This window comes from Rhizobium sp. Root1212, from assembly GCF_001424985.1.
Lineage (GTDB): Bacteria > Pseudomonadota > Alphaproteobacteria > Rhizobiales > Rhizobiaceae > Pararhizobium.
Window position 1 is genome coordinate 153820 of the sequence record NZ_LMDA01000025.1, and the last position, 14957, is coordinate 168776.

At 63.1% G+C, this 14957-nt stretch carries 11 protein-coding genes; 6 read left to right on the forward strand and 5 right to left on the reverse strand.

Annotated features, from left to right (window positions below):
• Positions 1–73: 73 nt before the first annotated feature.
• The gene (recG, locus tag ASC86_RS21940) at positions 74–2179 is read left to right on the forward strand and encodes an ATP-dependent DNA helicase RecG (protein ID WP_056326571.1); all 2106 of its coding nucleotides are present in this window, start codon (positions 74–76) and stop codon (positions 2177–2179) included.
• Here the strand turns inward: recG and ASC86_RS21945 are convergent.
• The 4 genes from ASC86_RS21945 to glmU all read right to left on the reverse strand — a co-directional run bounded on the left by ASC86_RS21945 (position 2166) and on the right by glmU (position 6780).
• Complete coding sequence (locus tag ASC86_RS21945; protein ID WP_056326338.1) at positions 2166–2867, reverse strand: DUF502 domain-containing protein; 702 nt, start codon at positions 2865–2867, stop codon at positions 2166–2168. The two genes, recG and ASC86_RS21945, sit on opposite strands and share 14 nt — an antisense overlap.
• Complete coding sequence (locus ASC86_RS21950) at positions 2864–3373, reverse strand: N-acetyltransferase (RefSeq protein ID WP_056326340.1); 510 nt, start codon at positions 3371–3373, stop codon at positions 2864–2866. Before ASC86_RS21950 ends, ASC86_RS21945 begins: the two co-directional genes overlap by 4 nt.
• The gene (glmS, locus tag ASC86_RS21955) at positions 3370–5196 is read right to left on the reverse strand and encodes a glutamine--fructose-6-phosphate transaminase (isomerizing) (RefSeq protein WP_056326344.1); all 1827 of its coding nucleotides are present in this window, start codon (positions 5194–5196) and stop codon (positions 3370–3372) included. The genes ASC86_RS21950 and glmS overlap by 4 nt, the downstream gene beginning before the upstream one ends.
• 216 nt (positions 5197–5412) lie before the next feature.
• Positions 5413–6780, reverse strand: a complete 1368-nt coding sequence (gene glmU / locus ASC86_RS21960) for a bifunctional UDP-N-acetylglucosamine diphosphorylase/glucosamine-1-phosphate N-acetyltransferase GlmU (protein WP_056326347.1) — start codon at positions 6778–6780, stop codon at positions 5413–5415.
• A 221-nt stretch (positions 6781–7001) separates the two neighbouring features.
• On the opposite strand from glmU, the gene ASC86_RS21965 reads away from it, so the two are divergent.
• On the forward strand, positions 7002–8750 hold the full coding sequence (locus ASC86_RS21965) for a hypothetical protein (protein ID WP_244477672.1): 1749 nt from the start codon (positions 7002–7004) through the stop codon (positions 8748–8750).
• Between the two features lie 3 nt (positions 8751–8753).
• Here ASC86_RS21965 and ASC86_RS21970 read toward each other — a convergent pair whose 3' ends face one another.
• Positions 8754–10397: a Na/Pi cotransporter family protein gene (locus ASC86_RS21970; protein WP_056326350.1), complete on the reverse strand. Its 1644-nt coding sequence runs from the start codon at positions 10395–10397 to the stop codon at positions 8754–8756.
• A gap of 333 nt (positions 10398–10730) precedes the next feature.
• On the opposite strand from ASC86_RS21970, the gene ASC86_RS21975 reads away from it, so the two are divergent.
• Genes ASC86_RS21975 through moaC form a run of 4 tightly spaced genes read left to right on the forward strand, consistent with a single transcriptional unit; the run spans position 10731 to position 14955 of the window.
• Entirely contained in the window at positions 10731–12620 is a 1890-nt protein-coding gene (locus tag ASC86_RS21975; RefSeq protein WP_056326352.1) for a peptidylprolyl isomerase, read from the forward strand.
• 12 nt (positions 12621–12632) lie between these two features.
• Complete coding sequence (gene trpD, locus ASC86_RS21980) at positions 12633–13661, forward strand: anthranilate phosphoribosyltransferase (RefSeq protein ID WP_056326354.1); 1029 nt, start codon at positions 12633–12635, stop codon at positions 13659–13661.
• On the forward strand, positions 13658–14473 hold the full coding sequence (gene trpC / locus ASC86_RS21985; protein WP_056326357.1) for an indole-3-glycerol phosphate synthase TrpC: 816 nt from the start codon (positions 13658–13660) through the stop codon (positions 14471–14473). Before trpD ends, trpC begins: the two co-directional genes overlap by 4 nt.
• The gene (moaC, locus tag ASC86_RS21990) at positions 14470–14955 is read left to right on the forward strand and encodes a cyclic pyranopterin monophosphate synthase MoaC (protein ID WP_056326360.1); all 486 of its coding nucleotides are present in this window, start codon (positions 14470–14472) and stop codon (positions 14953–14955) included. The genes trpC and moaC overlap by 4 nt, the downstream gene beginning before the upstream one ends.
• Positions 14956–14957 lie beyond the last annotated feature (2 nt).

Genomic DNA, 14957 nt, shown 5'->3' on the forward strand with positions numbered 1-14957 from the left:
TCAGGCTCTATAAACACTGAAAAGCCGATTGTCAGCCTTGCCAAAGCCCGATTCCTCGTTTCAGTCTCCGGCCATGCGACCTCTTCTGCTCGATCCCCTGTTTGCGCCGCTCGATACGCTTTCCGGCATTGGCCCGAAGGCCGGCGAACTTTATGCCCGCCTGCTCGGCCGCGAGAGCATCGAGGATTGCCGGGTCGTCGATCTCGTCTTCCATGCGCCCTACGGCCTGATCGACCGCCGCCAGCAGCCAGGGATCGCCAATGCGCCACAGGGCGCGATCGTCACGATCAAGGCGCGGGTCGATCGCCACCAGCCGCCGCCACCGGGGCGAAACAACAATCCCTACCGCGTATTCCTGCACGACGATACCGGCGAGCTGGCGCTGACCTTCTTCCGCGTCAAGGGAAACTGGCTGGAAAAGGCGTTGCCGGTCGACGAGACCGTCATCGTCAGCGGCAAGGTGGATTGGTTCAACGGCCGTCCATCGATGGTGCATCCGGATTACATGGTGCGCGAGGCCGAGGCCGGCAACCTGCCTTTGGTCGAGCCGGTCTACAGCCTCACCGCCGGCCTTTCCGCCCGGCTGCTGCGCAAGCAGATCGAAGCAGCGCTGCAGCGCGTGCCCGCCTTGCCGGAATGGCTTGACGATGCGCTGATGACGAAGCAGGGCTTTGCCTCGGCGCAGGAGGCTTTTCTCCAGCTCCACGAGCCGCGGGATGCGACCGATCTCGACCCGCAAGCGCCTGCTCGCCGGCGGCTTGCCTATGACGAATTCCTCGCCGGGCAGCTTTCGCTGGCTTTGGTGCGCCAGCGGCTGCGGAAAGTTGCAGGCACACCGGTTCACGCCACGGGGCGCCTCAGCCGTCCAGTGCTCGATGCCCTGCCCTTTTCGCTGACGGGCAGCCAGACGGCGGCTGTTGCCGATATCCTCGCCGACATGGCCGGAGACGAACGCATGCTTCGGTTGCTGCAGGGCGATGTCGGCTCGGGCAAGACGGCGGTGGCGTTGATGTCGATGCTGGCGGCAGTCGAATCGGGCGGCCAGGCGGTGCTGATGGCGCCGACGGAGATTCTTGCGCGTCAGCATTTCGCGACGTTATCGAAGATGGCGGCGCCTGCAGGCCTGACGATCGATGTCTTGACCGGCCGCACCAAGGGGCGCGAGCGGAGTGCCATCGAGGAGCGCATCGCCTCCGGCGAGACCGACATCGTCATCGGTACCCACGCGCTGTTTCAGGATAGCGTCAGCTACAAGAACCTGCTGTTGGCTGTGGTGGACGAGCAGCACCGCTTCGGCGTGCACCAACGCTTGCGGCTGACGGCCAAGGGGATTTCGCCGCATATGCTTGTCATGACGGCAACCCCCATTCCTCGAACGCTGGTGCTTGCCGCTTTCGGGGATATGGATGTCTCCAAGCTCACGGAAAAGCCCGCAGGCCGCAAGCCGATCCAGACGGTGACGATTCCCGGCGAGCGCACCGGCGATATCATCGACCGGCTCCGCTCGGCCATCGCCGAGGGCAAGAAGGCCTACTGGATCTGCCCACTGGTCGAGGAATCGGAAAATTCCGCTCTGATGTCGGTCGATGAGCGGTTCCAGATTCTGAAAAGCAGCCTCGGGCCGCATATCGGCCTTGTGCATGGACGCATGAACGGCGCGGAGAAAGATGCCGTCATGCTCGCCTTCAAAAATGGCGAGTTTCGGGTTCTGGTGGCGACGACGGTGGTCGAAGTCGGCGTCGATGTGCCGGATGCGACGATCATGGTCATCGAACATGCCGAACGCTTCGGGCTGGCGCAGCTGCACCAGTTGCGCGGCCGCGTCGGGCGCGGCGACGAGGCTTCGACCTGCATCCTGCTTTACAAGGGGCCGCTCAGCGAAAACGGCCGCGCCCGCCTTTCCATCCTGCGGGATACGGAGGACGGTTTCGTTATCGCGGAGGAAGACCTGAGACTGCGCGGTGAAGGCGAACTTTTGGGGACGCGCCAGTCCGGCACGCCCGGTTTCCGTATCGCCAGCCTTGAAGCGCATGGCGACCTGCTGGAGATCGCGCGAAAGGACGCGGCCTATGTTCTGGAAAAGGACCCCGAATTGATGTCGGAACGGGGAGAGGCGTTGCGCACCCTGCTCTATCTCTATCGCCGCGACGAGGCGATCCGCTTCCTCAGGGCCGGTTGAGGAAGCGGCGCGGCTTTGCTTCCGCCTGCGGCTGCAGCGCTGCCGGCAATTGTTCCGGCACGACGAGGCCGCCGGAAATCAGCATCTTCGCCGCATCCTCGGCGCTCATGTCGAGCAGCACGATCTTCTCCCGCGGCACGAAGATCAGGAAACCCGCGGTCGGAACCGGCGTCGGCGGCAGGAAGACCGCCACCATATCGAGGCCGCGGTCGCGGAATTTGACCGCAAGCTCGCCCCTGGCATCGGTTGCGACGAAGACCAGCGACCAGAGGCCGGGGCTCGGATATTCGATCAGCCCGGCCTTCTTGAAGGAGTTGGAGCGCTCTTCCAGCACCGTCTGGAAGAGCTGCTTCAGGCCCTTGTAGATGGTGCGGACGAGCGGTGTTCGCGCCAGCAGCGACTCGCCGAAATTGACGATGCTGCGGCCGATCAGGTTTGCTGCAAAAAAGCCGACCAGCGTGATCAGCACCAGCGCCGTCAACAGCCCGAAGCCGGGGACCCGAAAGGGCAGGAAATTATCGGGATTGTAGTCGAAGGGTAGATAGGGCTTGACCCAGCTGTCGGCCCACAAGATAGACGACCAGCTGATCCAGGCGGTGATCGCCAGCGGCGCGCAGATGATCAGGCCGGTCAGGAAATAATTCCGCAACCGGGTTGCCAGAAATCCGCGGGCCGGCTTGTCCGTCATGCTCTTTCGCTACCGCCATAAAAGGCCGGGTGATACGTCACCATGCCGAAGGCCGGGGCCGAGGACAAGGGCAAGGCCAGAAAATATTGCGGCGCACAATCCTGGAGTGTCAGAGCCGCATCGGCGCGGAAACCAAAACGTTCGTAAAAATGCGGATCGCCAGCCAGGACGCAGCCGGCAGCGCCGGTTTCCTTGAACCAGTCGAGGCCCTTTTTCGTAAGGGACGAGCCGATTCCCCTGCCCTGCCATGCGGGCAGAACCGAGATCGGGCCGAGCCCGAACCAGCCCTCGGCCCCGTTCTCGATCCCGACCGGGGAAAAGGCGATATGGCCGATCACCGCACCATCTTCCTCGGCAACGAAGGAGGCCGAAAGAACGCCCGCCTGCCGCAGGCGCTCGATGATGGCAGGCTCGCTGCCATCGCTGTGGGGATGGCCGTCGAAGGCGGCTCCGGTCAAGGCGTGGATTGCCGCCCGATCTTCATCCTCCTCCGCTCGAACGATCATTCGACGGTGACCGATTTTGCCAGATTTCGCGGCTGGTCGACGTCGGTGCCCATGAAGACGGCCGTGTGATAAGCAAGCAGCTGGATCGGCAGTGAGAAGATCATCGGCGCGATGATCTCGTCGACATTCGGCAAGACGATGGTGCTCATCGTTTCGAGCTTGGAAGCGGCTGCCCCCTTCTCGTCGGTGATGAAGATGATCCGGCCGCCACGGGCGGCGACTTCCTGCATGTTCGAGACCGTCTTTTCGAAGAAGCGGTCATGTGGGGCGATGACGATGACCGGCATGTTTTCGTCGATCAGCGCGATCGGGCCGTGTTTCAACTCGCCGGCGGCATAGCCTTCCGCGTGGATATAGGAGATTTCCTTGAGCTTCAGCGCGCCTTCCATGGCGAGCGGGAAGCTGGTGCCGCGGCCGAGATAAAGCACGTCGCTGCATTTCGACAGTTCACGCGCCAGGCTCTCCATCTTCGGCTGGATGGTGTTCAGCACCTTGGACATGATGCGCGGCATTTCCGCGAGATGGCGGACCAGCCGGTTTTCCTCCAGCTGCGAGATCGTGCCGCGCGCCCGTCCGGCGCCGATGGCGAGTGCGGCCAGAACCGAAAGCTGGCAGGTAAAGGCCTTGGTCGAGGCAACGCCGATCTCCGGCCCGGCCATGATCGGGAAGACGGCGTCGGATTCGCGGGCGATGGTCGATTCCCTGACATTGACGACCGCGCCGATCTTCAGCCCCTCATCCTTGCAGTAACGCAGAGAAGCGAGCGTATCGGCCGTCTCGCCGGACTGGGAGATGAAAAGCGCGGCGGCATTCTTGGACAGCGGGATATCGCGGTAGCGGAATTCAGAGGCGACATCGGCTTCCACCGGCAGGCGGGCGTAGCGCTCGAACCAGTATTTGCCGACCAGGCCGGCGAGATAGGCCGTGCCGCAGGCCGAAAGGGCAAGGCTCTGCACCGAGGCGAAATCGATTGCCAATGCATTCGTGTTGATACGGTTCTCGATCAGATCGACATAATGCCCAAGTGCGTGGGAAATCACTTCCGGCTGCTGGTAGATTTCCTTTTCCATGAAGTGGCGATGGTTCCCTTTGTCGACCATATAAGCGGCCGCAACCGAAACCTGCTTGGGACGTTCAACGCGATTTCCATCATGATCGAAGATCGCGACGCCCTTGCGGTCGAGGATCGCCCAGTCGCCATCGATCAGGTAGGTAATCTCATTGGTGAAGGGGGCGAGCGCAATGGCGTCGGAGCCCAGGAACATCTCGCCCTTGCCATAACCGACGGCCAGCGGCGGGCCGCTACGGGCAGCCATAATCGTATCGGGCAGATCATGGAAGAGCACGGCGAGTGCATAGGCGCCTGTCACCCGCTGCAGCATGGTCTGCATTGCCTGGCGCGGCTCCATGCCGTCGCGGCGATAGCGGGCAAGCAACTGCGCCACGACTTCCGTATCCGTCTGGGTACTGAAGCTTGCGCCGGCCGCGATCAGTTCGTCCTTGATCTCGGAAAAGTTCTCGATGATGCCGTTGTGGACGACGGCGACGCCATCGGTGAAATGCGGATGGGCGTTTGTCTCGGTCGGCGCACCGTGGGTCGCCCAGCGGGTATGGGCGATGCCGATATCACCCGCAAGCGGTTCGGCATGAAGTTTGGTTTCGAGATTGAAGAGCTTGCCTTCCGCCCTTCGGCGCTCCAGCTTGCCGTCGCGGATAGTGGCGACGCCAGCGGAATCATAGCCGCGATATTCGAGCCGCTTCAGCGCATCCACAAGCCGCTCGGCTACCGGCCGATCACCGACGATGCCCACGATACCGCACATATCTTTCTCCGCACTTCTGGCAGTCCCTGCCGCCGCTTTCCGCCCCAAACACCCCCGCTGGAAGCGTAAGGATGCAATAACACTCTGAATCTCTACATATTTTAGCCTTCGTATCCATTCAGATTTAAGGCGTAGCGCAGTGGTAGCCAATTTCCCGAAATGCACAATCGGGCCTGAACTCACTTTCAGTTTCAGATTTTAACAGCGCCCGAGCTGCTACTCGGCGCTGGTTTTCTTCCGTTCGGCCTTTTCCGCCAGATAACGCTCGCGCAGCAATTTTGCCCGACCGGGCTTGATCGTCTGCTGCGCGCGGCCGAAAGCAACGGCATCGCCGGGCACGTCTTCGGTGATCACGCTGCCCGACGCGACCAGCGCGCCGTCGCCGATCGACACCGGCGCGACCAGCGCCGAATTCGAGCCGATGAAGGCGTTCGCACCGATATTGGTGATGTGCTTGTTCACGCCATCGTAATTACAGGTGATGGTGCCCGCGCCGATGTTGGTTTTCGCGCCGACGAAGGCGTCGCCGATATAGGTCAGGTGGTTGACCTTGGCGCCTGCGCCGATCTCGGCCTTCTTGACCTCGCAGAAATTGCCGACCTTGGATTCGGGGCCGAGGTTTGCGCCGGGCCGCAGGCGTGCGTAGGGGCCGACGGTCGCATCCTTGCCGACGACCGCCCCTTCGAGATGCGAGAAAGCATGGATGACGGCGCCGGTTTCGATCGTGACGCCGGGACCGAAGACGACGTTCGGCTCGATCAGCACATCCGGCGCGATGGCCGTGTCATACGCCAGGAACACGGTTTCCGGCGCGATCATCGATACGCCCGACAGCATCAGCTCGTGGCGACGGCGGCGCTGCCAGACCGCCTCTATAGCGGCAAGCTCAGCGCGGTTGTTGCAGCCCATGAGTTCGGTTTCCGGCGCTGCGACCGCAATCGCCTTGCCGCCATTCGCCTGGGCGACCTCGACGATATCCGTGAGATAGAATTCACCCTTGGCATTGGTGTTGCCGATCTTTGCCAGCAGCGACAGCGCCTTGCGGCCGTCGATCGCCATCAGGCCGCCGTTGCAATAGGTGATCTTCCTTTCCGCTTCGGTAGCATCCTTTTCCTCGCGGATCGCGACGAGCGCCCCGTCCTTGACGATCAGGCGGCCATAGCCGAACGGTTTTTCCGTTTCGAAGCCGATGACCACGACATCGTTGCCTTCGGCCAGGCCCTTTCGGGCGGCCTTCAGCGGTTCGGCCGTAACCAGCGGCGTGTCGCCGAAGACGACGAGGATATCGTCATAGCCTTTTGCGATTGCCTCGCGGGCGGCGAGAACGGCATGTGCGGTGCCGAGCCGCTCCGTCTGCAGAAAGGCCGAAACCGTCATCTCGCCGCGGCGCGCCGCCTTTTCCACGACCTCCGCATCGCGGCCGAGGACAAGGGCTGCGGAGGAAATGCCGGCCTGCACCAGCGATTCCATCACATGGGCGATCATCGGGCGCCCGGCGATCGGATGCAGCACCTTCGATAGGGATGACTTCATGCGGGTGCTTTCGCCCGCCGCAAGCACGATCGCCAGACATGAACGTTCCATGCCGCTTCTCCTTAAATATCGCTGTCGGACGCGTCGCGGCGTCTCTGGATTGCCCGGTTCCATAGCAGGAAGAGATTGCAAGAACCATAATTCTCATCGCGGTTGAGGCCGTTAACCCGGCTAAAACCCGATCCTGCGATAAGGTTTCGATACCGATCACATCCGCCAGCACCGGCAGCGCGCTGAGACGGCGACGCCCCAAGGCGCGCAAGGAGATGAGAATGCAGGTTTCGACCGGGCTCACGCCGGCCCTCGACCGCAAAGGCAGCCTGAAAACGATCGTTTTCAGCCCGATATTCTTTTTGATCGCCGTCGCCTTCGTTCTGGTGCCGCTGGCGCTTGTGAAAACCATCCCGATCCCGCTCGGCGCGATGTTCTGGGACCAGTATCTCTACATCGACGCGGCGAATCGCATCGCCGACGGACAGGTGCCGGCGATCGATTTCTTCGCGCCGGCCGGAAGCCTCGGCTACTATCTCTTTGCCGGCTGGATAAAGCTGTTCCCGCAAGGGGCGATCCTGCTGCTTGCCAGCTGGTCGCTGCTGGCCGTGACCGCGCCGCTTCTCGCGCTGGTGCTCTACGACGTCCAAAAGCGGTCACAGACAGCGGCCTGGGCGCTGATGCTGCCCTTCCTGTTCTTCTCGCTCCTGCCCTTCAATACCGGAGACTTCTATCCGTTTCCCGGAACGGACGGTTTCGGCATCTATAACCGGCAGGTCAGCCAGTTGCTCTATGTGCTGGCGGCAGCACTTTGCTTTGTGCGCGCGCCGGTTCTGCTCGGTATCGTGGTGGCGCTGGCAATGCTCGCCCTGCTGTTCATCAAGGTCACGGGCGTCGTCTCAGGCGTGCTTCTGTGCCTGATGGCCTTTGTCGCCGGTCGCCTGCCCTTCCGCGTCGCGCTGTTCGCCGGCCTTGCCTTCTTCCTGTCCATCGGCCTTCTCGAAATCACCACAGGCATCGTCTCGGCCTACGCCGAAGACATGACCGCCCTGCTCATCCTGAACGACACAAGCTTCGTACCGCGGCTTCTGCAGGGGGCCTCGATCAATTTCGGCATCCTGGCCTGCGCCGGACTTCTCGCGGTGTTCCTGCTGATCGCCGACCGCCGCGACGTCGCGGCCGACTGGCGCGCCTTCCGTCAGACCCCGACCGCCGCGAGTTTCTCGAAGCTTTTCGATCAGGACTGGCTGTGGCTTGCCGTCTTCCTCATTGCCGGCCTTCTCTTCGAAAGCCAGAACACCGGCAGCCAGGCCTTCATCTTTCTCTGGCCGCTGGTGCTGGCGATCCTGATCCGCGCCTATCGCAGCCACGGCCCTTCCCCGGCTTTCGCCGCCGTCGGCGTGCTGGCCATGGCCAGCATGCTGCCACCGGTCGTGATCGTCGTTCAGAAGGCGGCGCGGTCGGCAGTCGGCAGCCTCGTCGACGTCGTCCTGCAAAACCGCAACCTGAAAACCTTCGGCGCCGTTTCGCTGCGTCCGGTTTTCGTGACACGGGCGGAGCGCATGCTCTCGAACTACGTCGCCCATCGCGAAACCTATGAGGCAATCGTCCAGTCGGGCGAGCTGCCGGCAAACCTGCTCTATAGCGATTTCGACTTCTACTGGCTGTGGATGCAGACGATGGCCGACGCGATCGACGCCATCCGGGCCTATGAGACGGCCGGAAACGTGCGTTTCGATACGATCATGTCGATCGATTTCACCAATACGTTTCCATGGCTGATGGACCGGCGCGCACCGCATGCGATCACCATCGGCGCCGACCCGTTCCGCGCCGTGCCGCCGCCGGATGACAAGGTCGCCGCGGCCGTCGCGGCCGTCGATCTCGCTCTTCTGCCGACATGCCCGCCGACGACCGGGCGCGCGGCGCTGCTGCGTCTTTACGAGCCGTTCCTGAAACAGGGGCACACGCGCATCCAGCTCACCGGCTGCTACGACGCGTTCGTGCGCAACGAGCTGCTGGCGAAATAAGGTCTACTCCGGCAGCAGGCGGCTTTCGGAGAGAAGACCGCTTTCATCGAGAATCGGATAGGCGACCGAAACGACATGGGCATTGATCCGCTTCAGGTCGCGCAGCATGTCGAGATGAAGCGTGCTGGTCTGCAGGCTATCCGTGCGCCCGTCGCGCAGCCGCTCCAGATGGCGCTCGGACGAGCGCTTTTCCATGTGGCGAACGCTGACCTTGACCTCGACCAAATGACGGGCGAGATCGGCATTACGGGTTACGAAAATCGTCTGGGCGATGCGCAGGTTGTCGATGGTCAGGTTGAAGAGGCTCTTCAGTTCCTGATAGCCTTCCTCCGAAAACGTCAGGCCGCCGTTGACCTTCTTCGTCACCTGATCGACCAGGCCCTTTTCGATGATATCGCCGATGTGCTCCAGATTGATGGCGTAATCGATGATGACGATCGAGCGGCGGCCGTTTTCCTCATCGAGGCCACCTCGGCCGAGGCGGGAAAGATAGATCTTCACCTCCTGCTGCAACCGGTCAACCTCGCCTTCGAGCTTCGGCACGTCGCGCAGCGGGTCGAGATTATTGCTGTTGAAGGCGTCCATGGTGTGGATCAGCATGGATTCGATCAGGTCGCCGACCCGCAGCACTTCACGCGTCGCGCCGGAAAGGGCGATCACCGGCGTCGCCAACGCCTTTTCGTCAAGGAAACGAGGCCCCGCCTCCGGTTTTACCTCATCCGGGAAGATTTTCAGCATGACACTGGAAAGCAGCGGCGAAAACGGCCAGGCGAGGATGGCGAGCGCGACATTGAAGGCAAGGTGAATATCGACCGGCAGGCTTTGCGCCGGGACGTGCAGGCTCTGCAACAACTCGGACAGCAAAGGCGCGGCCGGCAGCGCGATAACGCAGCCGATGGCGCGCACCAGCAGGTTTCCGGCCGTGACGCGCCGCGCGGCAGGCGTTGCCCTGAGCGTCGCCACGAGCGGCGGCACGGCGCCGCCGAGGTTCGCACCCAGCACCAGCGCCACCGTCAACTCCGAGGATAGCGTCTGCGTGGCCGACAGCGACAGGATCAGCACCACGACGGCAAGGCTGGACGACGAAAGGAAGGCAAGCACCGCGGCGAAGATCATGGCAACGGGCAGTGCGCCGCCGAGCAGGCCGATGAAGGCGCCGAGCGCGGGCGAATCCCGCATCGGCTCCGTGGCGAGGCCGAGCAGATGCAGTGACAGCAACATCAGGCCGATGCCGACGAGCGCGGCGCCGCCGCCCTGCCGGGCGCTGGAGCGGCTGCTGCGATGCAGGATCACGCCCGCCAGGATGAGCAGCGGCGACAGCCACTCGACGCCGCGCGACACGATCCAGGCCGTGACCGCCGTGCCCACATTGGCGCCGAGAAGCACGATCTGCGCCATGCGCGCCTGCACCAGCCCCTTTTCGACGAAGGAGGTGATCATCAGCGCCGTTGCGGTGGAACTCTGCAGTGCGACGGTTGCGACGAAGCCGCCGAAGAAGGAGCGCAGCGAGCCGCTGGTGCCGCGCGCCAGCCCGGTGCGCAGCTTGATGCCGAAGGCACGCGTCACCCCGTCCTTGACCTGCGACAGGCCGAACAAAAGAAGCGCGATCGCGCCGAACAGGTTTATCATGATCACGGTCGAGCCCATGGGCTGGTCCACTGCCTCCTGCTTGCGATCACCTTGCCGGCGATTCGCCCCCCCCTAACCATCTTCATCACCGGCGATATCTGCGCAACTGCCTGCGGTACAGCCATTTTTTGAAAGATATTCGATTGCCGGCTAAACTTTCCGACAGATTGCGACCTGTGTGCGGCGGATATGCGGCTATCACCCGCGCAAGCCTTCGCGATGCCCCGGTATGCGCCGGTTACACGCGATTTTTGAGCCTTCCGATACTTCTCATCCGTTCGGCTTTGTTTTAAGGAACGGGACCACTCGTCATCCGACGGTCACGAAATACCATTGAGGTTATGCAATCCGATGCTCGAAATCCTGAGAACCGCCTCGAAGACCTGGGTCTTCAAGGGCTTGTTGATCCTTCTTGTGGTCTCCTTCGGCATCTGGGGTGCGCGGACATCGATCGTTCAGTCGGGCTCGGACGCGGTCGTCACGGTCGGCGACGTCAAAGTCTCGCCCGGCGATTTCCGTCTCGCCTATGAGCGCCAGGTCGCCCAGCTTTCCCGCCAGTTCGGCACGCGGCTGACGCGCGAGCAGGCCCGCGCCTTCGGCGTCGAAGCCCAGGTCTATTCGCAGCTCGTCGCCGGCGCGACGCTCGACCAGCTGTCCGACGACATGAGCCTCGGGCTTTCGCAGGACCGTCTCGCCGCGCTGATCGCCGACGATCCGGCGTTCCACGGCGTCAACGGCCAGTTCGACCGCCTGACCTTCTCCAGCGTGCTGCGCAATGCCGGCCTGCGGGAGCAGGATTACATCAACAATCGCAGCCAGGTCGCCGTGCGCTCGCAGGTCGTCGAGGCTCTCTCCGACGGTTATACGGCCCCGAAAATCCTCGTCGATGCCCTGCGCCAGTATCGTAACGAAGCGCGCGACGTCGATTACCTGCTGCTGTCCAATGCCAATATCGACCCGATCAAGGCCCCGGCCGACGAAGTGCTCGCCCCCTGGTTCGAAACCCACAAGGCCGAATACCGCGCCCCGGAATTCCGCCGCATCTCCTATGTGAAGCTTGAGCCGTCCGACATCGCGGATGCAAAGACGGTGACCGACGACGAAATTCGCGCCGATTACGACCGCCGCAAGGACAGCTTCCGCACCGCCGAAACCCGCACGATCGAACAGCTTGCCTTCCCCTCGCGCGAAGCTGCTGATGCCGCTGCCGCGAAGCTTGCCGCCGGCACCTCCTTCGACGATCTGGTTGCCGAACAGGGCAAGACCAGCGGCGATGTTCTGCTCGGTGATTTCACCCGCGACCGCGTGCCGGACGCCAAGATCGGCGATGCCGCCTTTGCCGTTACGCTGGAAGGCAACGTCACGCCGGTCGTCGACGGCTCCTTCGGCCCGGTCATCCTGCGCATCACCAACATCAAGCCGGAAACGGTTCGCAGCTTCGACGACGTTAAGGAAGAGCTTCGCCAGGAGCTTGCGCTTTCCAACGCCGGCAATGAAATCATGGGCATCCACGACAAGTTCGAAGACGCACGCGTTTCCGGCGCCAGCATGCAGGAAGCGGCAAGTCAGAGCGGCCTGAAGCTCGTCACCGTCAATGCGATCGATGCTCGCGGTAACGATCAGGACGGCGAACCGGTTGCCGGCATTCCGGAAGCCAAGTCGCTGCTGGAGGAAGCCTTCAAGGCTGACGTCGGCGGCGAAACCCTGCCGGTCAATCTCGGCCGTGACGGTTACGTCTGGTTCGATGTCGAGGAAATCACTCCGGCGCGCGACCGCACGCTGGACGAGGCCCGCGAAAAGGTCGTGGCCGACTGGACCGCCGAGCAGCAGCGCAAGGCGCTTGCCGCCAAGGCTGAAGAGCTGAAGGTCCGCGTCCAGAAGGGCGAGACGCTGGCGACCATCGCGACCGAACTCGGCATTGCCGTCGAAACCAAGACCGGCCTTCGCCGCGCTTCCGACGATGCGGCCTTCAGCCCGGCTGCGGTGACCGCCGCGTTCAGTGGCCCAGAAGGTACCGTTGCCAACGCAACCGGCGTCGGTGGCGACGGCCAGATCCTCTTGAAGGTCACCTCCGTCAATGAAGACAACATGGTCGACGCGCTCGACAACGAAGACCGGCAGATCGACGCCGTCGCCCGCGCCAGCGGTGACGACATCCTCGACCAGATGGTCACCGAGCTGCAGACCGGCTATGGCGTCTCGATCAACCAGCAGCTCGCCGAAACCGCGCTAAACCGCTAAAAGGATGTTCCCATGCCGGATTTGAAGCCTTTCATCGCGAAGGCAGCCTTAGGCGAAGCGCTCGATCGTACCGATGCCCGTGCCGCCTTCGAGATCATCATGTCCGGCGAGGCGACGCCTTCGCAGATCGGCGGCTTTCTGATGGCGCTGCGCGTGCGCGGCGAAACGGTCGACGAAATCGTCGGCGCCGTCGGGGCGATGCGGGCGCGCATGCTGACCGTCGAGGCCCCGGCCGATGCCATCGATATCGTCGGCACGGGCGGCGATGGTGCGGGCACCTACAATATCTCGACGCTGGCGGCGCTGATCGTCGCCGGCGCCGGTGTTCCCGTCGCCAAGCACGGCAACCGGGCGCTCAGCTCGAAATCCGGCACGGCGGACGCCCTCTCCTGCCTCGGCGTCAAGCTCGATATCGGCCCGGAAGCGATTTCCCGCAGCATTCGCGAGGCCGGCCTCGGCTTCATGTTCGCCCAGCAGCATCATTCCGCGATGCGCCATGTCGGGCCGACCCGCGTCGAGCTTGGCACCCGCACGATCTTCAATTTGCTGGGACCGCTTTCCAACCCGGCCGGCGTCACCCGCCAGTTGGTCGGCGTCTTTGCGCCGCGCTGGGTGGTTCCGGTCGCGGAAGTGTTGCGCGATCTCGGCTCCACCAATGTCTGGGTGGTGCATGGCGATGGCCTTGACGAAATCACGACCACCGGCACGACGCAGGTCGCCGCACTCGAAAACGGCGAGATCAGAACATTCGAATTGACGCCTGATGATTTCGGGCTGCAAACTGTGAGCCTCGATGTCCTGAAGGGCGGCGACGGCGCGCATAACGCGGTGGCGCTGCAGGGCGTACTGGACGGCGATGCGACGCCATACCGCGATATCTCGCTCGCCAATGCCGCCGCCTCGCTGCTGATCGCCGGGCGCGCGAAAACCCTTGGCGAAGGCATGGAGATCGCGCGCCAGGCGCTTTCGAGCGGAAGCGCCAAGACGACGCTCGAAAAGCTCGTGGCATCGACCAACAGCCCGGCGGGAGAACAGCCGTGACCGATATTCTGCGCAAGATCGAACTCTACAAGCGCGAAGAGATCGCCGCCGCCAAGGCCAGGGTTTCGCTTGCGGACCTGCGGGCCATGCAGGCCGATCAGGAAGCGCCGCGCGGCTTCATGGCAAGCCTGCGCGCCAAGAAGGCCGAAGGCGTGTTCGGCCTGATCGCGGAAATCAAGAAGGCCAGCCCTTCCAAGGGGCTGATCCGCGCCGATTTCGATCCGCCAAGCCTTGCCAAGGCCTATGAAGCCGGCGGTGCGGCCTGTCTTTCGGTGTTGACGGATACGCCGAGCTTTCAGGGCCAGCCCTCGTTCCTGACGGCGGCGCGTGCGGCCTGCTCGCTGCCGGCGCTGCGCAAGGATTTCATGTTCGATCCCTATCAGGTGCAGGAAGCCCGCGCCTGGGGGGCCGATTGCATCCTGCTGATCATGGCGTCGCTCGGCGACGACGATGCTCGCCGGCTGGAGCATGAAGCTTTTTCGCTAGGCATGGATGTGCTGGTCGAGGTGCATGACGAGGAAGAAATGGAGCGCGCGCTAAAGCTTTCCTCCAAACTCGTCGGCATCAATAACCGCAATCTGAAGACCTTCGAGGTCGATATCGCGCTTTCGGAAAAGCTGGCGCCGATGGTGCCGCAAGACCGTCTGCTGGTCGGCGAAAGCGGCATCTTCACCCATGATGAATGCCTGCGGCTGCAAAAGGCCGGAATCAGCACCTTCCTCGTCGGCGAAAGCCTGATGCGCAAGGACGATGTCGCGGCTGCAACCCGCGCGCTGCTGACCGGCTCTTCCGCCGCCCTGGCTGCCGAATGACGACCTCCCTCACCCATATCGACGCCGCTGGCGCTGCCGGCATGGTGGATGTCGGCGACAAGAGCGAGACCGTTCGCATCGCCGTCGCGGAAGGCTATGTCCGCATGAAGCCGGAGACGCTGGCGCTTATTCTGGAGGGGAACTCCAAGAAGGGCGACGTGATCGCGACGGCCCGGCTCGCCGGCATCATGGCCGCCAAACAGACGTCGAACCTCATTCCGCTCTGCCATCCGCTGATGCTGAGCAAGGTCGCCGTCGATATCACGCCCGATCCCGATTTGCCGGGATTGCGCGTCGAGACCATGGCGAAGCTCACCGGACGCACCGGCGTCGAGATGGAAGCGCTGACGGCGGCAAGCGTCGCCTGCCTCACCGTCTACGACATGGCGAAGGCGGCCGATCGCGAGATGGAAATCGGTGGTATCCGGCTCGTCAGCAAATCCGGCGGCCGCTCCGGCGACTACCGACGCACAGAGGCCTGAGC

What these genes read in the sequence shown, in the direction of transcription:
- recG (WP_056326571.1), top strand. Translation starts at nt 74, where the DNA reads ATGCGACCTCTTCTGCTCGATCCCCTGTTTGCGCCGCTCGATACGCTT.
- ASC86_RS21945 (WP_056326338.1), bottom strand. Translation starts at nt 2,867, where the DNA reads ATGACGGACAAGCCGGCCCGCGGATTTCTGGCAACCCGGTTGCGGAAT.
- ASC86_RS21950 (WP_056326340.1), bottom strand. Translation starts at nt 3,373, where the DNA reads ATGATCGTTCGAGCGGAGGAGGATGAAGATCGGGCGGCAATCCACGCC.
- glmS (WP_056326344.1), bottom strand. Translation starts at nt 5,196, where the DNA reads ATGTGCGGTATCGTGGGCATCGTCGGTGATCGGCCGGTAGCCGAGCGG.
- glmU (WP_056326347.1), bottom strand. Translation starts at nt 6,780, where the DNA reads ATGGAACGTTCATGTCTGGCGATCGTGCTTGCGGCGGGCGAAAGCACC.
- ASC86_RS21965 (WP_244477672.1), top strand. Translation starts at nt 7,002, where the DNA reads ATGCAGGTTTCGACCGGGCTCACGCCGGCCCTCGACCGCAAAGGCAGC.
- ASC86_RS21970 (WP_056326350.1), bottom strand. Translation starts at nt 10,397, where the DNA reads ATGGGCTCGACCGTGATCATGATAAACCTGTTCGGCGCGATCGCGCTT.
- ASC86_RS21975 (WP_056326352.1), top strand. Translation starts at nt 10,731, where the DNA reads ATGCTCGAAATCCTGAGAACCGCCTCGAAGACCTGGGTCTTCAAGGGC.
- trpD (WP_056326354.1), top strand. Translation starts at nt 12,633, where the DNA reads ATGCCGGATTTGAAGCCTTTCATCGCGAAGGCAGCCTTAGGCGAAGCG.
- moaC (WP_056326360.1), top strand. Translation starts at nt 14,470, where the DNA reads ATGACGACCTCCCTCACCCATATCGACGCCGCTGGCGCTGCCGGCATG.